The 24,029-nt window shown below is 73.5% G+C and carries 23 protein-coding genes; 9 read left to right on the top strand and 14 right to left on the bottom strand.

Translation table 11 applies throughout. The annotated features are described in order from the left end of the window. Positions 1–26: 26 nt before the first annotated feature. Complete coding sequence (locus tag C3492_RS31605) at positions 27–425, bottom strand: MarR family winged helix-turn-helix transcriptional regulator (RefSeq protein WP_258056019.1); 399 nt, start codon at positions 423–425, stop codon at positions 27–29. Positions 426–551: 126 nt separating this feature from the next. Between C3492_RS31605 and C3492_RS31600 the strand changes: the two genes are divergently transcribed. Together C3492_RS31600 and C3492_RS31595 are read left to right on the top strand one after the other, a co-directional pair. Further along, positions 552–1,646 (top strand): hypothetical protein, encoded by a 1,095-nt coding sequence (locus C3492_RS31600; RefSeq protein ID WP_103816065.1) that lies wholly within the window; start codon positions 552–554, stop codon positions 1,644–1,646. 207 nt (positions 1,647–1,853) lie between these two features. After that, positions 1,854–2,651 (top strand): putative protein N(5)-glutamine methyltransferase, encoded by a 798-nt coding sequence (locus tag C3492_RS31595; protein WP_103816064.1) that lies wholly within the window; start codon positions 1,854–1,856, stop codon positions 2,649–2,651. A gap of 71 nt (positions 2,652–2,722) precedes the next feature. Here the strand turns inward: C3492_RS31595 and C3492_RS31590 are convergent, their stop codons facing one another. Beyond that, positions 2,723–4,801 carry a SpoIIE family protein phosphatase gene (locus tag C3492_RS31590; protein ID WP_103816063.1) on the bottom strand — a complete coding sequence of 693 codons (2,079 nt, stop codon included), beginning with the start codon at positions 4,799–4,801 and terminating at the stop codon, positions 2,723–2,725. 333 nt (positions 4,802–5,134) lie between these two features. Here C3492_RS31590 and C3492_RS31585 point away from each other — a divergent pair, with 333 nt between their 5' ends. The 4 genes from C3492_RS31585 to C3492_RS31570 all read left to right on the top strand — a co-directional run bounded on the left by C3492_RS31585 (position 5,135) and on the right by C3492_RS31570 (position 9,240). After that, complete coding sequence (locus tag C3492_RS31585; RefSeq protein WP_103816062.1) at positions 5,135–6,016, top strand: hypothetical protein; 882 nt, start codon at positions 5,135–5,137, stop codon at positions 6,014–6,016. 94 nt (positions 6,017–6,110) lie between these two features. After that, complete coding sequence (locus C3492_RS31580) at positions 6,111–6,485, top strand: hypothetical protein (protein WP_103816061.1); 375 nt, start codon at positions 6,111–6,113, stop codon at positions 6,483–6,485. A 162-nt stretch (positions 6,486–6,647) separates the two neighbouring features. Next, positions 6,648–8,663, top strand: coding sequence for an FAD-dependent oxidoreductase (locus C3492_RS31575; RefSeq protein ID WP_103816060.1), 2,016 nt, complete (start codon positions 6,648–6,650; stop codon positions 8,661–8,663). 31 nt (positions 8,664–8,694) lie between these two features. After that, positions 8,695–9,240: a PadR family transcriptional regulator gene (locus C3492_RS31570; protein WP_103816059.1), complete on the top strand. Its 546-nt coding sequence runs from the start codon at positions 8,695–8,697 to the stop codon at positions 9,238–9,240. 35 nt (positions 9,241–9,275) lie between these two features. Here the strand turns inward: C3492_RS31570 and C3492_RS31565 are convergent, their stop codons facing one another. Then, on the bottom strand, positions 9,276–9,866 hold the full coding sequence (locus tag C3492_RS31565) for a hypothetical protein (RefSeq protein WP_103816121.1): 591 nt from the start codon (positions 9,864–9,866) through the stop codon (positions 9,276–9,278). Positions 9,867–10,084: 218 nt separating this feature from the next. Continuing rightward, on the bottom strand, positions 10,085–11,062 hold the full coding sequence (locus C3492_RS31560) for a fibronectin type III domain-containing protein (RefSeq protein WP_103816058.1): 978 nt from the start codon (positions 11,060–11,062) through the stop codon (positions 10,085–10,087). A 419-nt stretch (positions 11,063–11,481) separates the two neighbouring features. Between C3492_RS31560 and C3492_RS31555 the strand changes: the two genes are divergently transcribed. Beyond that, positions 11,482–12,183, top strand: a complete 702-nt coding sequence (locus C3492_RS31555; protein WP_258056010.1) for a glycoside hydrolase family 75 protein — start codon at positions 11,482–11,484, stop codon at positions 12,181–12,183. Positions 12,184–12,454: 271 nt separating this feature from the next. Here C3492_RS31555 and C3492_RS31550 read toward each other — a convergent pair whose 3' ends face one another. From C3492_RS31550 to C3492_RS44845, 8 genes are all read right to left on the bottom strand, one after another. Beyond that, complete coding sequence (locus C3492_RS31550; protein ID WP_103816057.1) at positions 12,455–12,865, bottom strand: PTS-dependent dihydroxyacetone kinase phosphotransferase subunit DhaM; 411 nt, start codon at positions 12,863–12,865, stop codon at positions 12,455–12,457. Further along, complete coding sequence (dhaL, locus tag C3492_RS31545; RefSeq protein ID WP_103816056.1) at positions 12,862–13,467, bottom strand: dihydroxyacetone kinase subunit DhaL; 606 nt, start codon at positions 13,465–13,467, stop codon at positions 12,862–12,864. Before dhaL ends, C3492_RS31550 begins: the two co-directional genes overlap by 4 nt. Before the next feature lie 67 nt (positions 13,468–13,534). Next, entirely contained in the window at positions 13,535–14,527 is a 993-nt protein-coding gene (gene dhaK, locus C3492_RS31540; protein ID WP_103816055.1) for a dihydroxyacetone kinase subunit DhaK, read from the bottom strand. A gap of 131 nt (positions 14,528–14,658) precedes the next feature. After that, complete coding sequence (locus tag C3492_RS31535; protein ID WP_258056009.1) at positions 14,659–15,312, bottom strand: class I SAM-dependent methyltransferase; 654 nt, start codon at positions 15,310–15,312, stop codon at positions 14,659–14,661. Positions 15,313–15,433: 121 nt separating this feature from the next. Continuing rightward, the gene (locus tag C3492_RS31530; protein WP_103816054.1) at positions 15,434–17,830 is read right to left on the bottom strand and encodes a glycoside hydrolase family 65 protein; all 2,397 of its coding nucleotides are present in this window, start codon (positions 17,828–17,830) and stop codon (positions 15,434–15,436) included. After that, positions 17,827–18,570: an HAD family phosphatase gene (locus C3492_RS31525; protein ID WP_103816053.1), complete on the bottom strand. Its 744-nt coding sequence runs from the start codon at positions 18,568–18,570 to the stop codon at positions 17,827–17,829. The genes C3492_RS31530 and C3492_RS31525 overlap by 4 nt, the downstream gene beginning before the upstream one ends. A 138-nt stretch (positions 18,571–18,708) precedes the next feature. Further along, complete coding sequence (locus C3492_RS31520; protein WP_103816052.1) at positions 18,709–19,923, bottom strand: cytochrome P450; 1,215 nt, start codon at positions 19,921–19,923, stop codon at positions 18,709–18,711. Between the two features lie 210 nt (positions 19,924–20,133). Continuing rightward, entirely contained in the window at positions 20,134–20,277 is a 144-nt protein-coding gene (locus tag C3492_RS44845; RefSeq protein WP_181140653.1) for a hypothetical protein, read from the bottom strand. A gap of 295 nt (positions 20,278–20,572) precedes the next feature. Here C3492_RS44845 and C3492_RS31515 point away from each other — a divergent pair, with 295 nt between their 5' ends. Next, on the top strand, positions 20,573–20,923 hold the full coding sequence (locus C3492_RS31515; protein ID WP_103816051.1) for a DUF3040 domain-containing protein: 351 nt from the start codon (positions 20,573–20,575) through the stop codon (positions 20,921–20,923). Between the two features lie 235 nt (positions 20,924–21,158). Here the strand turns inward: C3492_RS31515 and C3492_RS31510 are convergent, their stop codons facing one another. Both C3492_RS31510 and C3492_RS31505 read right to left on the bottom strand, forming a co-directional pair. Continuing rightward, positions 21,159–21,722: a hemerythrin domain-containing protein gene (locus tag C3492_RS31510; protein WP_103816050.1), complete on the bottom strand. Its 564-nt coding sequence runs from the start codon at positions 21,720–21,722 to the stop codon at positions 21,159–21,161. Between the two features lie 101 nt (positions 21,723–21,823). Next, positions 21,824–22,717, bottom strand: a complete 894-nt coding sequence (locus C3492_RS31505) for a polysaccharide pyruvyl transferase family protein (RefSeq protein WP_103816049.1) — start codon at positions 22,715–22,717, stop codon at positions 21,824–21,826. Between the two features lie 283 nt (positions 22,718–23,000). On the opposite strand from C3492_RS31505, the gene C3492_RS31500 reads away from it, so the two are divergent. Next, positions 23,001–24,008 (top strand): NAD-dependent epimerase/dehydratase family protein, encoded by a 1,008-nt coding sequence (locus C3492_RS31500; protein ID WP_103816048.1) that lies wholly within the window; start codon positions 23,001–23,003, stop codon positions 24,006–24,008. The last annotated feature ends 21 nt before the right edge of the window (positions 24,009–24,029 follow it).

The raw sequence follows: 24,029 nt of genomic DNA, 5'->3' as shown, positions 1-24,029 counted from the left end.
CGGCCCCCCGCGGCCCGGCCACCGCCTCAGTCCGCGTCCGCGCCGCCCGGGCCCGCGTTGTACCGCTCCAGGTAGGCGGCGAAGCGCACCAGGTCCTCCTCCGGCCAGTTTGCGAGCCGTTCCCGGAACGCGGCCCGGCGGCTGCGGGTGACCTGGGCCAGGATCTCCTGGCCGGCCTCCGTCAGATGCAGCACCTGGACCCGGTGGTCCTCCGGGTCCAGCCGGCGCTCGATCAGCCCGGCCCGTTCCAGGGCCGCCACCTGGCGGCTGACCGTGGACTTGTCCAGGGCGTAGTGGGCCGCCAGGTCCGTCGCCCGGCAGCCGCCGCTCTCCTCCAGGTGGCCGAGCAGGGTGTACGACACCAGGGACAGCTCGGGGTGCATGCGGCCCGCCGAGGCACGGGCCCGGCGGGCGAAGATGGTCATCTCGCGCTGGATCGTCTCGACGGCCGACTCCGCTGCGCTCACGGGAATACCTCCTCCGACGGTCTAGTTGTATAGTACAACTTGAACTGAGAGTTGTATAAGCCAACCTTTGGAGGGTCGCGCGCGATGAGGTCACCGGCACTGCGCCATGTGCTCACGCACCTGATCACCCCGCTGCTGATGTGCATCGGCATGGGGCTCGCGTACATGGGGGCGTTCGTCACCCCGGAGCCGAACCACCTGCCGGTCGCCGTCGTCGGCACCGCCCCGAAGGCGAAGGTCTTCGCGCAGACCGTCAAGGACGCCGCGGGGGACAAGCTCGACGTCCGCACCGTCGCCACCCGGGCCGACGCCGTCGGCCTGCTCAAGTCCCGCGATGTGACCGGCGCCTATGTGCCGAGCGCCAAGGCGCCCGAGCTGCTGGTGGCGACCGCCGCGTCCGACATGGGGGCCACGGCCGTCGAGAAGGTCTTCACGCCGGTCGCCGCCGAGGAGGGCGTCCCGCTGAAGGTCACCGACGTGGCCGCCCCGGTCGCCGACGACCCCACCGGCCAGGGCCTGTTCTTCCTGCTGATCGCGGTCAGCATCGGCTCGTACGCCTCGGTCGCCGCGCTCGGCGCCGCGGGCGCCGGCCTCGCGATGCGGGTCCGGGCGCTGCTCGCGCTCGGCGTCGCCGCCGTGGTCGGCGGCATCGGCGCGCTGCTCGCCGGGCCGGTCTTCCACCTCGCCCACCACGACCTCGCGGGCGTCTGGGGCATGGCCTCGCTGTACTCGGCGGGCATCCTCCTCATCGGCGTCGGTCTGCACACGTTCCTCAAGCGGTGGACCACGCTCACCATGATGGTGCTGTTCGTGATGCTGAACTTCACCAGCTCCGGCGGCCTGTTCCAGCCCGAACTCCAGAACGGCTTCTTCGGCACCCTGCACGCCTTCTGGAACGGCGCCGGCTTTGTCGAGGGCGCCCGCAGCCTGCTCTACTTCGGCGACGACGGCCTCGGCCGCAGCGTGTGGACCCTGGTGGCCTGGCTGCTCGCCGGTGTCCTGGTGACCGTGGTGGCGGCCCTGTACGAGCGCACCCGCACCGACCGTCAGGAAGCAACCGTCCCCGGGGCCGAGGCCGCGCCGGCCGTGTCCGAGCCCGAGCGGACGGCCCGGCGGGCCACCGAGGAGGAGGCCGCGCGGGAGGCCGAGGAGGAGACCGAGGAGACGGTCGGTGTCTGAACCCGGCGTCCCCGAGGGCCCGTCGGGGGCCGTGGGGTAAGGTGGCCGTCCTGGCCGCGGCGTCCGCGGCTTCGACGACGAGGAGGTGAGACCCATTACCGCTGTGTCGGCTGGGGTGCTCCCTCCTCGTGACGGCGCGGTACGCCGGCGCCGGTGACCGCGGGAGCGCCCTGAAGGCTTCGCGCTCCCGAAAGGCTCTCGGCTTCCATGCCCGCTCCTGTCCCGTTCTCCCCGTCCGCCGTCGTCTCCGCGCTGCGCGCCGCAGGGTGCGTCTTCGCCGAGGACGAGGCCGAGTTGATCCTCGCCACCGCCCGCACGCCCGAGGAGGCGGCCGGCATGGTGGACCGGCGCGCCGCCGGGCTGCCGCTCGAACAGGTCCTCGGCTGGGCCGAGTTCCACGGGCTGCGCGTCACCCTGGAACCAGGGGTGTTCGTCCCCCGCCGCCGTACCGAGTTCCTGGTCGGCCAGGCGCTGGCCGCTGCGCCGGACGCGACCGTCGTCGTGGACCTGTGCTGTGGTTCCGGCGCGCTCGGCGCGGCGCTGGCCGCCGCCCTGGACGGGGCGGAGGTGCACGCCGCCGACATCGATCCGGCCGCCGTGCGCTGTGCCCGCCGCAATCTCGCCGCGTACGGCGGCCGGGCGCACCAGGGCGACCTGTACGACGCCCTGCCCGCCGGCCTGCGCGGCCGGGTGGGCGTCCTGACCGCCAATGTGCCCTACGTACCCACCGACGAGGTGGCCCTGCTGCCGGCGGAGGCCCGCGAGCACGAGCCGTTGACCGCGCTGGACGGCGGAGCCGACGGACTCGACGTGCTGCGCCGGGTGGCCGCCGGGGCACCCGAGTGGCTCGCCCCCGGCGGCTGCCTGCTTTCCGAGACAAGCGAACGCCAGGCACCGGCCGCCGTACGGGCCTTCGAGACCGCGGGCCTGACGACCCGTCTGGCGGTGAGCGAGGACCTGTACGCACATGTGGTGATCGGCGTACGGCCCCGGGCCGGAGGATGATTCCGGTCGGCCACGGCCGCCGGTTCCTCGAACCGTCGTGACTCACTCGGCCGCCGGAGGCCGCGGGGGCCCTACGGCAGCTCCTGCGCCCGGGCGATGAGCAGGGCCACGTCGTCGTGGTTGTCCGGGTGGTGCAGCGTGCGCAGCAGGAGGTCGCAGGCCTCCTCCAGCGGGCGGGCCGGGTCGTCGAGCAGGGACAGCAGGGAGGCCAGGCGCTCGTCCAGCGAGTGCCGGCGGGTCTCCACCAGTCCGTCGGTGTAGAAGACCAGCTCGTCGCCGGGGTCGAAGTCGACCGTGACGGTGGAGAAGTCGACCCCGCCCACCCCCAGCGGTACCCCGGTGGGCAGGTCGAGCAGCTCCGCCGGGCGGCCGGGCCGTACCCGTGCCGGCGGCAGATGGCCGGCGTTGGCGATCCGGCACTGCCGCAGATGCGGGTCGTGGACGGCGTACACGCAGGTCGCGATCGAGTGGTTCAGGGCCGAGGTCGTCTTGTCCAGATGCTCCAGGAGCCGCGCCGGATCGAGATCGAGGGCGGCCAGGGTGGTCGTCGCGGTGCGCAGCCGGCCCATCGTGGCGGCCGCGCTGATGCCGCTGCCCATCACATCACCGACGACGAGCGCGGTCTTGCCGCCCTCCAGCGGGATCACGTCGAACCAGTCCCCGCCGACCTCGCTGGTGGCGCCCGCCGGCTGGTACCGGGACGCCACCTCCAGTCCGGTGGTGACCGGCGGATGGCTGGGCAGCAGGCTGCGCTGCAGGGTCAGCGCGGTGTTGCGGGCGTTCTGGTACCAGCGCGCGTTGTCGATCTGCACGGCCGCGCGGGCGGCCAGCTCGCGCGCCAGCAGGACGTCGTCGTCGTCGAAGGGCGCCGGATTGCGGGTGCGTTTGAGGTCGAGCGCGCCCAGCACCTCGCCGCGCGCGATCAGCGGCACCGCGAGATACGAGTGCAGGCCCGCCCGGCCCAGCAGCACGGCCGCCTCGGGGGAGCGGGCGATGCGCGGCAGGTCCTCGTCCTTCACCTGCGGCACCAGGACCGCCTCGCCGGTGCGTACGCATTCGGTGACCAGGCGGTCGGGTGCGTACCGGGCGATCTGGCCGGGCGGGTCGGCGGCCAGCACCGCCTCCGAGCCCTCCGCCGGACGGACCGCCAGGGCCCGGATCACCGCTGACTCCGTGGGACCCAGGGTGCTGCGCCGGCCCTCGACCACCGCCTCCAGCAGGTCCACGGCCGCCACGTCCGCCAGTTCCGGCACGGCGACCTCGGCCAGCTCGCAGGCGGTGCGCTCCAGCTCCAGCGTCGTACCGATCCGGGCGGAGGCGTCCGCGATGACCGCGAGCCGGCGCCGTGCGGCTTCCCGCTCCACCGACGCCCGGTGCTGCTCGGTGATGTCGGTCATCGAGACCGCCACCCCGAGCACGTTGCCCATGGCGTCCTCCAGCCGGTACAGCGAGTGCGACCAGGTGTGGTCCGCGTCCGGGTCGGCGGGCGTGCGGCCGACGAGCGTGGCGTCGATCACCGGCACTCCCGTCTCCAGCACCTGCCGGGCGGCGGCCTCCAGGGACTCGGTGTCCAGCAGCGGCAGCACCTCGTGCAGCGTCCGGCCCACGTGCCCGGCGGCCGGCACCCCGTTCATCTTCTCCAGGGCCGGGTTGACCGAGACGTACCGCAGGCCGGTGTCCAGGACGGCGTAGCCGATCGGTGACTGCATCACCATCCGCTCGGACAGCGCCACGTCCTGCTCCAGCCGCCGTACGGTCGACTGGTCGGCGGCGAGCCCGAGCGCGTACACGTCCCCCTGGTCGTCCAGCAGCCGCATGTTGCGGAACTCCACCAGACGGGTGCTGCCGTCCTTGTGCCGGACCGGGAAGCCGCCCGCCCAGCTCTGGCCGGTGCGCATCACGTCGGCGAAGAGCTTGCCGACGAGCTGGATGTGCCGTTCGTGCACCATCAGCCGGGCGGCGTACTGGCCGAGGGCCTCCTGCGCGGTGTAGCCGAAGAGCTCCTCCGCCTGCGGGCTCCACAGGACGATCCGGCCGTCGGTGTCCAGCACCACCGACGCCACGCCGAGGACGTCGAGCAGGCCGCCCGGAGGCACCGGCCCACGCGCCGGCTCGCCGCTCTCCGTCGCCGGAGCCCCGGGTGCACTCATGCCACGCACCGCCTTCGCCCGTCCGCACGGTACGCCGTCCCCCGTGCCGACTCCCCTTGTTCTACCGCGCTCACACCCGACTCTCCGACGCCTTCGCCGTCTACCTCCACCATCTCTCACCACGGCGCGGCCGTCCGCCGAAGCCGTCGCGACGGCGGTGCGCGCGGTGACGGACCTCCTGCCGAGACCGTACAGCGCGGTCCCGCGGGCCGTGAGAGTTCACGCTCATGTTGCTTCCTTGGTCTGTACATGACTACCGCGCCACGCCAGACTGTCCGCCGACCGAGTGTCCCCGCCCGCTCACCCTGGGTGCCCCCGTCAGAGGAGTCGGCCATGCCCGCGTCCGCCCGGCAACGTTGTCACGCAGTTCTCGCCGGACTCGTCACCCTCGCCACCGCCGCCGTCGTGTCGCTCGCCGCACCCGCGCCCGCCCGCGCGGCCGACACCTGGACCGAGACCGGCTCCGACCGCGCCGACCCGCTGACCGAGAGCCAGGGCCTGACCTCGGTGGAGGTCCCGGCGAACAGCCCCAACCGCTACACCGGCATCGGCACCATCCCCCTCGGCGTCTCCAGCCGCGGCTGGAACCACGTCGGCGACCCCGACGCCTCGTACGACGGCTACTACATCGAGCCCTACCAGCGCGACTCCGGCAACTCCAAGATGTTCCGGGTGCAGGCGCCCGGTGGCGCCTGGTCGGAGTACGTCCACACGCTGAGCGCGGGCGAGGCGCTGAACAACTCCTGGGCCGCGATCTCGCCCGACGGCCAGTGGATGCTGTCCGGTGAGTGGGGCACGATGACCCGGCTGCTGGTCTTCCCGACCCCGGGCGTCAACCCGGCCACCTCCCCCTCGGCGAACCTCCCGCTGGCCTCCACCGTCCGCCTGGACCACGCCGTCCGCGACGTCCAGGGCTGCGACTTCTCCGGCCCGACCACCCTGCTGTGCTCCTCCGACGACCCGGAGGGCAGCCTGTTCGGAGTCACCAAGCCGCTGTTCCAGATCGACCTGTCGGCCGCGCCCGACGGCACGGCGGACGTCTCCGGCCATGTCACGGCGCTGCGCCAGCTGCCGCTGCGCAGCTCCTGCTCGGGCACCTTCGAGGCGGAGGGCATCGACTACGACCGCCGGAGCGGCACCCTGCGCGTGATCGTGGTCTCGCCCGGTTTCTGCGTGCTGACGGACAGCAAGACGTACAAGTTCTCCCGCGGCTGAGGTGTGCCCGGCGGCCGGTGGTGCTTTGCTGTGGATGAATGCGGTTCGGCGGGGTACCCCGTTCCACCGCAGCGCGGCCACGAAAGGAGCGATCATGGCAGACACGGAGCGGTCGCATCCGGAAACCGTCTCGGTGGAGATCAGCGGCTATTCCAAGGACGACGCCCGGCTCGTCTTCGAAGCGCTCAGCGCCTGCTTCGCCTCCGACCGGGCTCCGGAAGAGGTACCGCAGCAGCTCCACGAGACCCGTCCGATGGTATGGCTCGGCACGTACGACGTGGCGGACGCCCGCGGCGGGGGCTGCCCGCCGGTCCACCTCGACTCGCCCGTTCAGGCGGACGTGCAGGGCAGCTACTGGGCGGTGGAGCGGTTCCGTCACACCCTGGACTCGATGTTCACCGTGCAGGAGACCTGCACGGCCTCCGGCGACCAGGAGCGGGACCTGCACCTGCGCCTGGAGAGCCGCTGAACGCGTCAGGGTTCTGAGCAACGCCCCGGTCGGCTCCCCGCCGACCGGGGCGTACTGCATCAGAGCGACCGTGCCCCCGCGCGGGCGGTTGTGCAACTAGTTGCACAAAGGCTCGGGCTTCCTCTACAACAGGAGGAGACGACACCGCGCACGGAGGGCCCGATGAGCCGTTACCCGCATCTGATGACCCCGCTCGACCTGGGCTTCACCACGCTGCCCAACCGCGTGCTCATGGGCTCCATGCACGTCGGCCTGGAGGAGGCCGAGCGCGGCTTCGAGCGGATGGCGGCGTTCTACGCGGCCCGCGCGCGTGGGGGAGTGGGACTCATCGTCACCGGCGGCATCGCTCCCAACGAGGAGGGACGGCCGTACGAGGGCGGAGCCATGCTCACCACCGAGGCGGAGGCCGAGCGGCACCGGACCGTCACCGAGGCCGTGCACCGCGAGGGCGGCCGGATCGCGATGCAGATCCTGCACTTCGGCCGCTACGCCTACCACCAGGACCTTGTCGCGCCGAGCCCGCTCCAGGCCCCCATCAGCCCCTACGTGCCCCGCGAGCTGACCGACGCCGACGTCGAGCGCACCATCGAGGACTACGCCCGCGCCGCCCGCCTCGCCCGGCGGGCCGGCTACGACGGGGTCGAGATCATGGGCTCCGAGGGCTATCTGATCAACGAGTTCATCGCCGCGCAGACGAACCGGCGCACGGACCGCTGGGGCGGCTCCTACGAGAACCGGATGCGGTTCCCCGTCGAGATCGTCCGGCGGGTGCGCGAGGCCGTCGGTGAGGACTTCATCGTCATCTACCGGCTGTCCATGCTGGACCTGGTCCCGGGCGGCTCCTCGCTGGACGAGGTGGTCGCGCTCGGCAAGGCCGTCGAGTCCGCCGGGGCCACGATCATCAACACCGGCATCGGCTGGCACGAGGCCCGCATCCCCACCATCGCCACCTCCGTGCCGCGCGGCGCCTACACCTGGGTCACCAAGAAGCTCATGGGCGAGGTGTCCGTGCCCCTGGTGACCACCAACCGCATCAACACCCCGGAACTCGCCGAGCGACTGCTGGCCGACGGCTGCGCGGACATGGTCTCCCTGGCCCGCCCGATGCTCGCCGACCCCGACTTCGTCGCCAAGGCCGCCGCCGGCACCCCGGAGGCCATCAACACCTGCATCGGCTGCAACCAGGCCTGCCTCGACCACACCTTCAGCGGGCAGATCACCTCCTGCCTGGTCAACCCGCGCGCCTGCCACGAGACCGAGCTGGTCCTCGCGCCGACCCGGCTGAAGAAGCGCGTCGCCGTCGTCGGCGCCGGACCGGCCGGCCTCGCCTGCGCGGTCTCCGCCGCCGAACGGGGCCACACCGTCACCCTGTTCGACGCGGCGAGCGACATCGGCGGACAGCTCAACGTCGCCCGCAAGGTGCCCGGCAAGCAGGAGTTCGACGAGACGCTGCGCTACTTCCGCCACCAGCTCGGCGCCCACGGCGTCGACGTGCGCCTGGAGACCTGGGTGGAGGCCGGCGACCTGGAGGGCTTCGACGAGGTCGTCGTCGCCACCGGCGTCACCCCGCGCACCCCGGACATCCCCGGCGTCGACCACCCCCGCGTCCTCGGCTACCTCGACGTGCTGCGCGACGGCGCGCCCGTCGGCGACCGCGTCGCCCTCCTCGGCGCCGGCGGCATCGGCTTCGACGTCGCCGAGTTCCTCACCGACGGCGGTGACAAGGCGAGCGAGGACCCGGAGACGTACTTCCGGAACTGGGGCGTCGACATGGCCTACCGGGCGCCGGGCGGCCTCGCCGCCCCCGAGCGGCCCGCGCCGCCCCGCCAGGTCCACCTGCTCCAGCGCAAGACCAGCAAGGTCGGCGCCGGACTCGGCAAGACCACCGGCTGGATCCACCGCACCGAGCTGAAGCACCGGGGCGTGACCATGGTGCCGGGCGTGCGCTACGACCGCATCGACGACGCCGGGCTGCACATCACCGTCGGTGACGAGAGCACGGTCCTGGAGGTCGACACGGTCGTGCTCTGCACCGGCCAGGAACCGCGCCGGGAGCTGTACGAGGAGCTGGTGGCCGCCGGGCGCAGCGCGCACCTGATCGGCGGCGCGGACGTCGCGGCCGAGCTGGACGCCAAGCGGGCGATCAAGCAGGGCACGGAGCTGGCGGCGGCGCTGTAGGGGCCCGCGCGCGCCTCCCTAGGATGAGCCCATGTCACTCCCGCACGCCATCCTCACCGCCCTGCTGGAAAAGCCGTCGTCGGGACTGGAGCTGACCCGCCGGTTCGACAAGTCGATCGGCTACTTCTGGTCCGCGACGCACCAGCAGATCTACCGCGAGCTGGGGAAGCTGGAGGCGGAGGGCCTCATCCGCACCCTGCCGGCCGAGCAGCCGGCCCGCGGGCAGAAGAAGAGTTACGAGGTCCTGCCCGCGGGCCGCGCCGAGCTGGCCCGCTGGACCGCCGCCGCGCAGGACCCGAAGACCCTGCGGGATCCCCTGCTGCTGCGGCTGCGCGCGGCGGCCGTGGTCGGCACCGCGGGGCTGGAGGACGATCTGCGCCGCCATCTGGAGCTGCACCGGCGGCAGCTGGCCGAGTACCGGCAGATCGAGCAGCGCGACTTCCCGCCGGACCGGGACGCCCCGCAGGACCGGCTGCGCCACCTGGTCCTTCGGGCGGGCATCGACCTGGAAACCTTCTGGACCCAGTGGCTGACCCACGCCCTGGCGGAGTTCGCCGAGCTGCCGGACGCCGACTGAGGGTGCTCGCCCGCGGGTACGGCCGTGCGGGCCGCTCAGAGCCGGTACGGCTTCGAGCGGCGGCGCAGGACCCAGCCCGTGGCGACGACCCCGGCGCCGACCAGGGCCGCGCCGACGCCCAGGGTCAACGTGCCGTAGTCGCGGGCGGCGCCGCCGAGCCCGCCCATCACGCCCCGGGACGGTGCCGGGCTGGACGTCGAGGAGATCGTCGGTCGCGTCGCGGTGACCGTCGGTCGCGTCGCGGGGATCGTCGGTCTCGCGGACACGGGCGCGGACGCCGACACGATCACCGACTGACTGCCCGCCGTGAGGCCGCTGGAGCAGACCACCACCACGGTGTACGTCCCCGGGTTCACCCCGGTCCAGGCGGCGGACTGGCTGACGGACGTGCCGGACAGGGCCACCTGCCGGCCCTGGGCGAAGTTCGCCTGCCGGTTGGTGAGCAGGGCCGCCGTGCCCCAGCTGCCGTTGATCAGGGTGCAGGCGCTGGTGACCACGGAGACCGTGGTGCCGGTGGTGCTGACCGAGATGCCCGAGACCGCGGCGGACGGCCCGGCGAGCACGGCCGGGAGGGCGGCGGCCGCCAGGGTCAGGCCGGGTCGGAGCAGAAGTCGCGAGGTGTGCATGGGCTGGCCTCCGGCGGCACGGTCGGCGGTACGTCCCATGCGCCGCCGGGGGTCGGGAAACGTCCGTGCTGCCTCAACCGCAGCCAACGCGCCCCCCGACCCGCCCGCACGCGGGGCGGACCCGGTCGGGTGACGCGTTCCGCCGTCCGGCGCAGACGGGACACGTCGGCTGGCCGCGCCGGTCGGCCGTGCGTGGTCGCGCCTGGCGGGTGCGCCGGTCAGCCGCCCGTGGTCACCGTCCGCTCCGCCGACCAGCCGCCCCAGGTGCCGTCCGGCAGGCGAGCCCGCAGTCGCACGCGGTGTTCCTCTCCGGCATCGGTGCCGGCGTAGAAGCTGTGGCGTGCCCGGCCGCGCGGCGGTGTGCCGCCCCAGACCAGCGAGGTGGTCGCACTGCGGTCCAGCTCGATCTGGTACTCGGTGATCACCCCGTCCGTGCGCGGCGGGTCCCAGGCCAGATCGATGTAGTGGGCCCCGCCGGCGCGGTGGGTCGCGGCGCTGAACCCGGTGGGCGCGGTGTTCCGGCCGTCGTCGGTGCCCGGTGTGGTCAGACGGACCGGTGCGCCGGCGGGGGAGAGGTTGTCGGCGGCGTCGCGGGCCCGGACCGTGAAGACGTAACGGCTGCCGGGGCGCAGACCGGTGACGACGGTGGCGGTCTGGTTCCCGCCGACGCTGTGGATCTTCACTCCGCCCTGGTAGACGTCGTACGACAGCACGCCCCGGTCGTCCCGCGACGCGCCCCAGGACAACTGGACCGCCCGGCTGCCCACGGCCCGCCCGGTGGTCTTCGTCGGCCGGGTCGGTGCCGAGTGGTCCGCCGCTGTCGCCGCCGGCGTCCGGGCGCGTGTCGTCCGGCTCGGCGGGCCCAGCCGGCCCGCGCTGTCCCGGGCTCGCACGGTGAACGCATACATGGTGGACGGCCTGAGCCTGGTGACGTCCACCATGTGCTGCGAACCCGGTACATCCGCCACCTTGGTGGGGCCGCGGTAGACCTCGTAGCTGCGGACCCCGGAGCCCTCCGGTGCCGCGTTCCACATCACATGGACGCTCGTGGCGCTGCCCGCCGCGGCGGTGACCCCGGCCGGGGCGCCGGGCACCCGGCCCTCGCCGCCACCGTCGTCGGACCGGCTCCAGCCGCAGGACGCGACCAGCAGCAGCGAGCCGCAGACCAGGACGAGCGGAACGGGAACGCGTCGCACGGCTCTGCCTCCCCCGGACGGCCTCGGCATCCCTAAAGGTCCGGACCAATATGCCCGGCCGGTGCGGCCGCAGCAAGGGGGCCGCGTTGGTGAGCATCGCCGGATGTTACGTATGCTGAGTGTCCCTACGGCTGAACTACCCAAGAGGGCAGGGAAGTTCATGCCTGTGGCGCGGACACGCTGTCGTCGCCGATCCCGCGCCGGCGCGGGTGGCCGGGGGATCCGGACCGGTACCCGGTCCGGATCCCCGGCCCCTGTTGTCTCCGCCGGGCCCCGAGGCTCGCCCGGTTGTCCCCTTACGGGGTGTCAGAAGCGTGCTCCATCCGGCCCCTTCGCGGCGGCCCCCGTAGCCCTGCGCCCGGAGCCGCACCACAGTGTGCTGGATGTCCGCCATGTCCCCGACGAGAGGGTCCCCCATCGTGCGTGTCCCGTCGCTGATCCTGGCCGCGGCCGGCGCCGCCCTGATCGCCCCGGCGGCGCTGCCCGCCCCGGCCACCGCCGTCCCGCCCCGCGAGCGGCCCGCGGCCCGGGACGAGGGCGGGGTCACCGCCGCCGACCTGCTGGCCCGGACCGACACGTGCACCGAGCTCTCCCGGGGCCGGTACCGCACCGACGCAGACAGCCCCGCGACCGTCCCCGTCTGCGGCACCGACGACGCCGTCTTCTGGAAGGCCGACCTGGACGTCGACTGCGACGGCCGGCCCACCATCCACTGCAACTCCAGCACCGACCCGGTCTTCGCCCCCACCACGGCCTTCCAGCAGTCCGACGGCCTCCACCTGAACGCCGAGAAGCTGCCCTACGTCGTGGTCCCCGCCCCGAGCGCCCGCTGGGACTACCGCGCGCACGGCATCCGGGGCGGCTCCGTGGCGGCCGTCGTCCACGGTGACCGGGTGCAGTACGCGGTCGTCGGCGACACCGGTCCGAGCGACCTCATCGGCGAGGCCTCCTACGCCACCGCCCAGGGCCTGGGCATCGACCCCGACCCGCTCACCGGCGGGGCACCCTCCGACGTGACGTACATCCTCTTCCGGAACTCCCTGATCACCCCCATCGAGGACCACGAGGAGGCGGTGACCACAGGGGAGCGGCTGGCCAGACAGTTCCTCACGACCGACTGACCGCCCGGCCCGGGCGACCCGTCGGCCGCCACCACTGCGGCCCCGGGAACCCCGCTGACCCGGGGGCGGCCCCGGTCGGGGAACCCTTGGGGGCACTGGCCGACCGGCCCAGGCACACCCGGGCCGCCCCGGACGGGGCGGCCGGGGCGGCCGGGGCGCGTCGCGCCTCAAGGGACCGGCCCGGTGCGGGATGCCCGGGCCGGCCGCCGCTGGTCGTCGGCGCGCTCAGGGGAGCCCGGTCGGGTCACGGACCAGACCGGGGCCCCCGGCGTCACACCTTGCGGTAGCTGTACGCCTCCGCTGCCGCGGCCTCCACCGCGTCCAGGTCCGCCCCGGCGGCGGATGTCACCACGGCGGCCACCGCGCCCTCCACGAACGGCGCGTCCACCAGGCGCGTGCCGTCCGGCAGTTCGTCGCCCTCGGCGAGCAGCGCCTTCACCGTGAGCACCGCGCTGCCCAGGTCGGTGAGGACCGCCACCCCGGCCCCCCGGTCCACCGAGGCCGCCGCGGCGGAGATCAGCTCGGCGCTGGTGCCGAGCCCGCCGCCCTCGGTGCCGCCCGCCGGCGCCACCGGTACCGCCGTCGCCCCGCCCGCCAGCCCCTTGGCCAGCTCGGCGACAGACGCGGCCACCTCCGCGCTGTGCGACACCAGCACGATCCCGACCAGCTTCTCCCCGCTCACCGCTCCGCCTCCGCCGTGTCGGCCAGCGCGGCGATCAGCAGCGCCGACGAGGTCGCCCCCGGATCCTGGTGGCCGATGCTGCGCTCGCCCAGATAGCTCGCGCGCCCCTTGCGCGCCTGCAACGGTGTGGTGGCCAGCGCGCCCTCCTCCGCGGCGGCCCGCGCGGCGCCGAACCCGGCCCCGAGCGCGTCCACGGCCGGCAGCAGGGCGTCGATCATGGTCTTGTCGCCCGGTGCGGCCCCGCCGAGCGCCATGACCCCGTCCACGCCCGCGCGCAGCGCCGCGGCCAGTTCCTCCTCGCCGACCTCGGCGGCGTCCCCGAGCGCCTTGCCGGTCCGGCGCAGCAGGGTGCCGTACAGCGGTCCGGACGCACCGCCGACCGTCGAGATCAACTGCCGCCCGGCCAGCGTCAGCACGGCCCCCGGGGTGTCCGGCGCCTCCTTCTCCAACGCGGCCGCCACGGCCGTGAACCCGCGCTGCAGATTGCTGCCGTGGTCCGCGTCCCCGATGGCCGAATCGAGGGCGGTGAGCCGTTCCGCCTCGCGACTGACGGACGCGGCGGCCGTCGTCATCCAACGGCGGAAGAATGCGGCGTCGAGCACTGGATCTCCTCGCGTGGTAGGGCTGTCGGCCGTTCGGCCGGGATCGGTCGCCGTCTGCTCCGCCGTATCACATTCCCCAGCGCAGCGCCGGGGTCTTCACCGGCGCGTCCCACAGCCGCAGCAGCTCCTCGTCGGCCTGGCACAGCGTCACCGAGGCGCCCGCCATGTCCAGCGAGGTGACGTAGTTGCCGACGAGGGTGCGGGCCACGGCGACCCCGCGTTCCCGGAGCACCCGCTGCACCTCCGCGTTGAAGCCGTACAGCTCCAGCAGCGGCGTCGCGCCCATGCCGTTGACCAGCACCAGGACCGGGCTGCGCGGCGGCATGTCCTCCAGGATCGCGTTGACCGCGAAGTCGGCGATCTCCCCGGAGGTCATCATCGGCCGCCGCTCGCGGCCCGGCTCGCCGTGGATGCCGATGCCCAACTCCAGCTCGCCGTCCGGCAGATCGAAGGTCGGGCTGCCCTTCGCCGGGGTCGTGCAGGCGCTCAGGGCCACGCCGAAGCTGCGGGAGTTCTCGTTGACCTGGCGGCCGATGGCCTCCACGCGCTCCAGAGGCTGCCCCTCGGCCGCGGCGGCGCCCGCGATCTTCTCCACGAAGAGCGTCGCGCCGGTGCCGCGCCGGCCGGCCGTGTAGAGGCTGTCGGTGACGGCCACGTCGTCGTCGACGAGCACCTTGGCGACCTGGATGCCCTCGTCCTCGGCCAGCTCGGCCGCCATGTCGAAGTTGAGCACGTCGCCGGTGTAGTTCTTCACCACGAACAGCACACCCGCGCCGCTGTCCACGGCCGCCGCGGCACGCGCCATCTGGTCGGGCACCGGCGAGGTGAACACCTCTCCGGGGCAGGCGGCGGACAGCATGCCCGGGCCGACGAACCCGCCGTGCAGCGGCTCGTGCCCCGAGCCGCCGCCCGACACGAGCGCGACCTGACCGGCCACGGGCGCGTCCCGGCGGGCGATCACCCGGTGCTCCACGTCCACGTTCAGATCCGGGTACGCGGCAGCCAAACCGCGCAGCGCGTCCGCCACGACGGTCTCCGGGACGTTGATCAGCATCTTCATGCGTATCTCCTCGTGAGCTCGGCGCTTTCGCCCAGGACCGGCGTCGACAGGACGTCAGGTGCCGACGGCCGCCCGAGGGGGGAGGCCGCCCGTCCCGTCTACTGGAAGTATCGACCTTGCGGCGGCGAAGGTCACCTGCGACCGCGCCGCTTCACGGTGCGTAGCGGCCTCTCGACCGACAGTGCTCGCCGTGCGATCCGGGCGGTCGGGCCGAACCGCGCCAGGACGGTCATGGCCGGCGGGATGTTGCGTGCCCCGGGCAGCCGCCGCAGCACAGGCCAGACCACGCCGAAGTACGCGCCGCGACCCCGTGGCAGCGGCAGTTCGCGCACCTCGGTGACCGCCGGGTGCGCCGTGCGGATCTTCGGTAGCTCACCGGCGTCGGGCCTCCAGGGCATGGGCGGAGCGACATGGCCCTGCGCCGTCTTCATCCGACCGCGCCGGGTGCGTTCGCCGAACCACCGCGGCACCGCGTCGAAGACCAGCGCTCCGCCGGGGAACGCCTCGGCGCAGCCGGCGATCAGACGCCGCACCTCGGCCGGGCGCAGGTACATCAGCAGGCCCTGGGCGGTGACGAGCACGCGCTGTGCGGGATCCACCTCGTCCCGCCAGGACAGGTCCGGCGCCGACTGCGCCGTCGTCCGGCGGCGTTCCTCGTCCGGCAGCAGCGCCCGCCGTGCCCTCGCGGTCTGCGGGAGTTCGACGCAGAGCCAGTGCGCACGTCCGTTGTCGCCCCGCGGATGCTCCCGCAGGAAGGCCCTGACGGCGTCGTCGAAGGTGCGCACCCGCAGGGCCTGCCCCTGGGCCAGGAGCGGGGAGGGGTGCCGAAGGTCTCCTCGCAGGGGTGGTCGGCGCCGCCGCCCGTCGTGATCCGTCGCGCCCCCTCACCGGGCTGTGCTCGCCGTGCTACTCCAGTGTCCCGGCCCGGTCCTCCTCCCCGACAGGCAGGCCCACCGGGCGGCGGCCCGGCGGCTGCTGGGGTTCCGGGCGCTCGGGAGCGGGGGGCATCGGGCGGTCGACCGGCCCGTCGGTGGTCAGGGGCGTCAGCTCCCCGTGGTGGAGTACGTCCAGTGGTCCACCCTCCACCAGCTGGTAGCGCACGCGGCTCCGGCCGATGTCCACCTTCAGCCTGCGTCCGCGCACCAGCACGGTGAACGCCACCCTGGACAGCGCTTCCGGCAGGCGCGGTGTGAACGACAGCATCCCCGGCTTCCCGTCCTCGCCGAGGTACCGGCGCATCCCCCCGAAGCCCGCGACGAGGGCGATCCAGGTTCCGGCGAGGGAGGCGATGTGCAGCCCGTCACGGGTGTTGTGTTCCAGGTCTTCCAGGTCCATCAGCGCGGCCTCACCGAGGTAGGCGTAGGCCAGCCGCAGATGACCGGTCTCGGCGGCGAGCACTGCCTGGCAGGACGCCGAGAGGGAGGAGTCGCGGACGGTCAGCGCCTCGTAGTAGGCGAAGTTGCGCGCCTTCTGCTCCTCGGTGAAGGCGTGCGGGCACTCCATCATGGCCAGCACCAGGTCGGCCTGCTTCACCACCTGTTTGCGGTACAGGTCGAAGTAGGGATAGTGCAGCAGCAGCGGGTAGTTGTCGGGCGGGGTCGCCTCGAAGTCCCAGCGCTGGAACGTCGTGAAACCGGCCGACTGCTCGTGGACACCGAGGGATTCGTTGTACGGCAACGCCATCCGGGCCGCCGCGTCCCGCCACACCGCGGCCTCCTCGTCGTCGACACCGAGTTCCGCGGCCCGGTGCGGATGACGTACCGCCGCGTCCGCGGCGGCCAGGAGATTGTGGCGGGCCATCAGGTTCGTGTACAGGTTGTCCCGGGCGAAGGCGCTGTACTCGTCGGGACCGGTGACCCCGTCGATGTGGAAGACGCCCTCCGAGTCGTGGTGACCGAGGGAGCGCCACAGCCGGGCGGTGTCCACGAGGATGTCGAGCCCCTCGGCGCGCTCGAACTCCTCGTCCCCGGTCACCATGACGTACCGCACGACGGCCATGGCGATGTCGGCGTTGACGTGGAAGGCGGCCGTACCGGCGGGCCAGTAGGCGGAGCACTCGGCGCCGTCGATGGTCCGCCAGGGGAACGTCGCCCCGGACAGCCCGAGTTGTCGCGCGCGCTCCCGCGCCGCCGGCAGCGTCCGGTGCCGCCAGCGCAGCGCCGACGCGACGGCCTCCGGCGCGGTGAAGGTCAGGACGGGCAGCACATAGGACTCGGTGTCCCAGAAGGAGTGTCCGTCGTAGCCGGTGCCGGTCAGGCCCTTCGCGGGAATCGCCCGGTTCTCGCCGCGGGCCGCCGCCTGGAGCACATGGAAGAGAGCGAACCGCACCGCCTGCTGGATCTGCGCGTCCCCCTCCACCTCGACGTCCGCGCCCGCCCAGAAGCGGTCCAGGTACGCCCGCTGGGCGGCGACCAGCCCGTCCCAGCCGGTGCTGACGGCGGCCGCCACCGCCCCGTCCACCTGGTCGTGCACGGCCGGCAGCGAACGCTCGCCGGACCAGCCGTGGGCCACGAACTTGACCAGCCGCAGCGGCTGACCGGGCACCAGGTCCGCGGTCACCGTCAGCCGGCTGACGTCGGGCTCGCTGTGTGCCGTCCACTTCGTGCTCTCGGGTCCCTCGACGAGGTGGTCGGCCGCCGTACCGACCCGCAGCCTGCTGCCGGCGGTGCAGTGCACGAGCCGCAGCCGGGTGTGCTGCGCGAAGTGCTCCTCCGGCAGCAGCGGGGACTCGGTCGCCGCCGCGACGCGCGGATCGCCGTGGATGCTGGGCAGTTGTTCGTTGGCGACCAGCTCGGACTGCACGGCGACCGTCGTCGGTCCGTCGACCGGCTCCACCTCGTACACGACCGCGGCGACCGCGCGCTGGGTGAAGGACACGAGCCGGTGGGAGGTGATCCGGACGGTACGGCCGCCGGGCGACGTCCACCGCGCGGTCCGGCTGAGCACACCGGAGCGGAAGTCCAGGACCCGCTCGTGCGCCAGCAGCCGGCCGTAGCGCAGATCGCACGGGTGGTCGTCCACGAGCAGCCGGATGACCTTGCCGTCGGTGACGTTGATCATCGTCTCACCGGACTCGGGATATCCGTAGCCCGCCTCCGCGTACGGCAGCGGGTGCCGCTCGTAGACGCCGTTGAGGTAGGCCCCGGGCAGTCCGTGCGGCTCCCCCTCGTCGAGGTTGCCGCGCCATCCGACGTGCCCGTTGGACAGCGCGAACACCGATTCGCTCTGGGCGAGCACATCGAGGTTGAGCTCGGTCTCGCGCAGGCACCACGGCTCGACCGTGTAGCTGGGATGAGTGATCACCGCGACTCCAGGAGCTCGGCCAGGTCCCGGACCACCACATCGGCCCCGTGCTCGCGCAGTTGCTGCGCCTGGCCCACCCGGTCGACGCCCACGACGATGCCGAACCGTCCCGCCCGGCCCGCCTCGACGCCGGCCAGGGCGTCCTCGAAGACGGCCGCCTCTTCCGGTGGGAGGCCCAGCCCGCGGGCCGCCTCCAGGTAGGTGTCCGGGGCGGGCTTGCCGCGCAGATGACGCTCGCGTGTCACCACGCCGTCGATCCGCTCGTCGAACAGGTCCTCGATCCCGGCCGCGACCAGGACGTCCCGGCAGTTGGCGCTGGACGACACCACCGCGCAGCGCAGTCCCGCCTCCCGCACCGCGTGCACGAAACGGACCGAGCCCTCGTAGGGCTCCACCCCGTCCTCACGGATCCGCCGAAGGACCAGGTTGTTCTTGCGGTTGCCCAGTCCGTTCACGGTCTCCGCCTCCGGAGGGTCGTCCGGCGATCCCTCGGGCAGGTGCACCCCGCGCGAGGCGAGGAACGTGCGCACCCCGTCCTCACGGGGCCGCCCGTCCACGTATTCGTCGTAGTCGTCGACCGCGTCGAAGGGGACGAACGCGGTCCCCTCACGGGTCGCGCGCTCGCGGAGGTAGCCGTCGAACATCTCCTTCCAGGCCGCCGCGTGCACTTTCGCGGTCTGGGTGAGTACCCCGTCGAGGTCGAACAGGCAGGCGCGGACATGAGAAGGAAGCCCCAGCATGCCGCCGAGGCTAGAAGCCCGGCGCGGCCCGCGGCGGCAGGACACCGGCCGGCGGGCCGGAAGGCACCCACTCGGTGGAGGCGGGAGCGTCGCCGGGGCCGGGCCACCGGCCGCGTCGCCGCGGTGGCCCGGCCGGCCTCACCAGGTGACCGGCAGACTCAGCGGGAAGCGGCGGATGGTGCCGTTGTCCCACTCGATCTCGTCGGCGGGGACGTCGAGGCGCAGCTTGGGGAAGCGGGCCAGCAGGCCGGAGACCGCGCTGTCCAGCTCCGCGCGGGCGAGCGGTGCCGCGAGGCAGTGGTGCCCGCCCCAGCCGAAGGTCATGTGCGGGCGCACGGGCCGTTCCAGGTCGAGCTTGTGCGGGTCGGGGAAGACGGCGGGGTCCCGGTTGGCCGCGAGGTAGGACACGTGCACGTAGTCGCCCGCGCGGATCCGGACGCCCTCGATCTCCGCGTCCTCCAGCGCGATCCGCGGAATGCCCACGCCCTTGCGGAACGGGATGAACCGCAGCAGCTCCTCCAGCGCGCCGGGGAACCGCTCGGGGTCGCGCGCGAGCGCGGCCATCTCCTCCGGCCGGGTCAGCAGCAGATAGGCGATGTCGCTGATCTGGCAGGTCGCGGTGTCGTTGCCGCTGAGGATGAGGGTGACCGCCAGGACCGCCAGCTCGTCGTCGCTCAGCGGCTCCTCACCCTCCGGCACCGGGGCGGTGGCCAGCGTGCTGAGCAGGTCCTCGCCCGGCGAGCTCCGCCGGGCCGGGATCAGTTCGGCGAAGTACGTCCGCAGGCACGCCTTGGCGTCGGCCGCGTCCTGCCGCGCGTCCGGCGAGGTGGCCAGCAGCCGCATGGTGTGCGCGCGCAGCTCGTCGCGGTCGGCCTCGGGGACGGCGAGCAGCTCGCAGATCGTCAGGTGGGGCAGCGGTACGGACAGATGGGTGACCAGGTCCGCGGGCGGCCCCGCCTCGTCCATCGCCGTCAGCAGCCCGGCCACCACCCGGTCCACCGCCGGCCGCATGGCCGCCACCCGCTCCCGGGTGAACGCCTGGGCCGCCACGTGCCGCAACCGGGTGGCGTGCGGCGGGTCCGTCACGTTGATCGACTCGGGGGACACGATGGGCTCGGGCGTCATCCTCGGATAGTCGCGCCCGACGATCGCCGCCCGGCTGAACCGGGGATCGCACGTCACCTGACGCACTCCGGCGAAGCTGGTCACCAGCCACGCCTCCGCCTCGCCGTAGGGCAACCGGATCCGGCTGACCGGGCCGCGCCGTGCCAGCGCGTCCAGCGCTGGGTCGTACTCCAGTGCGTCGGCGAAGTCGAAGGGGCAGTCGAGCACTGCCGGGTCGTGGGACGACATACAGCCTCCTTTGTGCGCCGCCGGGCGCGTCGCTTCCGGGGGGCCGGTCCTACCCGTGCCGGCCGCTCAGCGTCGTCGCGGCGGCCCCGGGGGCGAAGGCGTGGTGCGGGCAGCCCCGGTCCTCCCCGGCCGACCTGGTGCGAGAGCTGTGTTCACTATGCGGTACGCCGACCGCTCCCGCACCACGGGCGCTCCGGCCGGCGCACCGGCTCAGGCCGTCATCAGCACGTTGACGAGGACGATGACCACGCCGGCCACGACGGCCGCGACGACCACCCAGGGCCACATCGCGTGTTCCTCGGCCGGCTGGACCGCCGCCCGGACCGGCGGCTGGACTTCGGTGGATTCGGACACGGTGGCTCCTCGCGGGGCGGACGGCGGACGGCGGGCGGACGTACGGGGGCCGGACGTGCGGGGGCCGGACGCACGGGGGCTGGACCGGCTCCATCGTGGACCGTGCCGGGGCCGCGTTTCAGTCAGGGTGTCCACCGGACCCGGGGTGGAGTTATCTCCACCCCGGGGTCTCCGTCCGCGGCTTCACTCCCTCCTCCGCCCTGCCCGCCGCGGCACCGCATCGGCCGGGCGGAGAGGGGAACTCGGTCGCCCGGGGCCCGGAATGCCGCCGGTCGGCGGAGGAGGTGCCGTTGCCGTGGACGACTGGGAGATGTGGGAGATGCGCGACGAGGTACGGCTGTCACCGCGGGAGCGGCTGACGCTGTTGCGGATCGAGGCGGACCTGCGACGGGACCGGCGGTTCGCGCGCCGCATGGGCGCCACCCCGCGCCAGGTGTGGCTGCCGGTGGCGGTGCTGCTGCTGACGGTCGCGTCGGTGTTCGTCGCCGTCATGGGCATCCGCACCTCGGACCCGGCCTTGCTGTGGTGCTTCGCGCTCCTGTGGCCGCTGACCCTCTTCCAGGCGTTCCGGCTGCTGTGCCGGGCGACCCGCGCGCGTCCCCGCACCGGTGCCCGGACGCCCCGTGGCACGGAACCGTGGCTGTGAGCACGCGGCTCCGGGGCGCTGCTCCAGGGGCGCTGGTCCGGGGCGTTGGTCCGGGGCGTTGGTCCGGGGCGTTGGGAGGTGCCGGAGCCCGGACGCTCGGCGTGGGCCGAACGGGTGAGTCCGGGCCGGTGCCGCTCGGCGTGGGCCGAACGGGTGAGAACAGGCCGGCGCCGCCCAGCCCCCGCGGGCCCGGACGGCGCCGTTCTGCGTCGGCCCTGGCTCTCCTTGCCCGGCCCTAGCTCTCCTTGCCCCGTCCCGTCAGCGCGTCGCGCATCCGGTCGACCAGACCGGCTCCCGGTGCCAGCAGCTTGTTGGCCGGGGGCTTGTCCGGCGCCGACGGGTGCGGACGGGTGGGTGCCATCTTCTTGGCCCGTCGGACCTTGTCGCCGAGGTCCATCAGCGCGTCAGGGGGACAGGCCGCCTCCAGTTGCGGGAAGAGGTTCTGCTCCTCGTCCGTCACATGGGACCGGATCTCGCTCATCAGCTGTGCCATCAGCGAGTCGAACCGCGGGTCGTCCGCCTGGCAGCCCTCCAGGTCCTTCATGATCTGCTCGGCCTTGGCGTGGTCCTCCAGCTCCTTGTCCGCCAGGGCGTCCCCGCCCGTCACGTGCTGGCGCACCGCCGGGTAGAGGTAGGCCTCCTCCGCGACCGAGTGGCGGACCAGTTCGATCGTGGCCTGGTCGCAGAGGTCCTTGCGTTCCTGGGAGCCGGGCGGCAGCGCCTCGATGCGGCCGAAGATCTCCTCGACCTCGCGGTGGTCCGTGGTCAGCTCCTGGATGACGTTTCCGCCGTGACCCATGGTCGTTACCTCCTGCGTGGAACGCGGCCGCCCGTGAACGGCCGGCCGTCGCCGCGCCGAGTGCCCCGGGCCGTGCCCGCTACACGGCCCGCCGAGCCCGGTCAGCGCATCGAGTGGCGGGCGGCGGCCGTCCGGCCCGCCCCGGACAGCGCCCACTCCCACCAGTGGTCCAGGATGTCCGGCGTCAGCGCGTCCGCCGCTACCAGCGCCGGCCAGTCAAGGGCGCGGGCCTGGGCGCTGACCTTGGCGCCGCCCGCCACCGGATCGACCGCGATCACCGGGGTGCCGGTGCGCAGGCCCAGCACCAGGCCGTGCAGCCGGGTGGTGACGACCAGGTCGAGACGGGCCACGAGGGCGAGGAACTGCTCGGCGGTGGCGCACAGCCGCCAGTCGTCGGCGGCCAGCCGGGAGTCGGCCGGCACCCGCGCGCAGTCCTTGCCGGCCAGCCAGCCGGTGATCCGCTCGGTCACCTCGGTGTGCCGGCGGCGTGCCCCGTACTCGCCCTGGCCGTGCGAGAGGACCACTCCGGCCACGGGCGGCAGCGGGCCGGCCGGGGCGTCGGCCGCGAGATCGCGCCGGGCCGGGACGGCGGTCCCGTCCCGCGCGACGATCGCATGGAAACCGGTGACCGCCGGGTCCGCCGGATCGACCACGGACACCCCGGCCGCCAGTCGTCTGCACGTCCCGAACCTTTCATGCAGCGCGGCCACTTGCGGACCGTGCACGGGACCGCACACGAACAGCAGGGTGTCGTACGCCCGCGGGTCGGCCGTCTCCAGCGAGAGTTCACCGGGCCGGAAGCCGGGGCTCCACGCCGTCTCGTGCCGGATGCCCGCCCTGGTCAGCGAGGCCGACATGTGCTGCTGCGCGAGCACGTCCCCGGCCGTCGCCTCCCCGTCCCGGAAGCTGAACCAGCCGGTGAGCAGCAGCCGCTGCGGAGGCCGGGCGAGCCCGCGCAGGGAGCGCAGCACCGCCTCCGCGACGTCGTCGTGCATCAGCGCCTCCAGCGTGGTAGAGGGGCGCAGGAGTCGCGCGAGTACCCCTGAGACCGGAGAATAAGAATCCAACGTGTGAATCCAACTGGCAGGGGAACTCAGCTGCCAGTGCCGTCCAGCAAGCGGCGGCCTTCCAGGCCGGTCCTCCGAATCAGCGGGGACCCGGGCCGAGCCCCTTTCCTCCCTGCGGGCCGACGAGGTCGGTCCCGGCGACGCGGTACGCGCCGAACGCCCAGGCAGAGGCGTTCCCGGGCGCGCACGGCGTGGACGAAGGAACAGCCCCATGACTGGTGACACACCGTTCTCCTGGCGGCGCGCCCTCGTGACCGGCGGCGCCGGCTTCCTCGGCTCCCACCTGTGCGAGCGGCTGCTGGATTCAGGTGTCGAAGTCGACTGTGCCGACAACCTGGCCTGCGGGCGACGCGAGAACATCGCGCACCTGGAGGACCGGCCCGGTTTCCGGTACACGCAATGCGACGTCTCCGCACCCGACTGCACCGAGCGGCTGACGGGGCCGTACGACCTGGTCCTGCACTTCGCCTGCCCGGCCTCGCCCGCCGACTACCTGCGCATGCCCCTGGAGACCCTGGACGTGGGCAGTCTGGGCACCCGCAACGCGCTGGCCATCACCGAACGCGACGGCGCGCGCTTCCTGCTCGCCTCCACCTCCGAGGTCTACGGCGATCCGCTCGTCCACCCGCAGCACGAGGGCTACTGGGGCAACGTGAACCCGGTAGGACCGCGCAGCGTCTACGACGAGTCGAAGCGGTTCGCCGAGGCCCTGGTCACGGCACACGCCGGCACCAGGGGGACGAACGCCGGGATCGTCCGGCTGTTCAACACCTACGGGCCGCGGATGCGGGCCCACGACGGCCGCGCCGTGCCCACCTTCATCTGCCAGGCCCTGGCCGGCGAGCCGCTCACGGTCACCGGCGACGGCAGCCAGACCCGCTCGCTGTGCTACGTGGACGACACCGTCGACGGCATCCTGCGGGTCGCCGCGAGCAGGTCCGTACGACCGGTCAACATAGGCGGCAGCGACGAGATCACCGTCGCGGACCTGGCCCGCCGGGTGGTCGCCCTCACCGGCTCCCGCTCCCCGATCGCGTTCATAGACCGGCCCGTGGACGATCCCGGCCGGCGCCGCCCCGACACGACCCTCGCACGCGAACTGCTCGGCTGGTCGCCGCAGGTCCCCTGGGAGGAGGGCCTGAAGCAGACCATCGCCTACTTCGCGGCCCTGCCCCCGGATCCGGACCCGCGCGCGGAGGAACCGGCCCCGCGGTCCTGACCCCGCACCTTCCCCGGCCCT

This window comes from Streptomyces sp. Ru62 (assembly GCF_002920615.1).
GTDB lineage: Bacteria > Actinomycetota > Actinomycetes > Streptomycetales > Streptomycetaceae > Streptomyces.
Note: the sequence above shows the minus strand (reverse complement) of the source record. Positions and strands in the feature narration are given on the sequence as shown.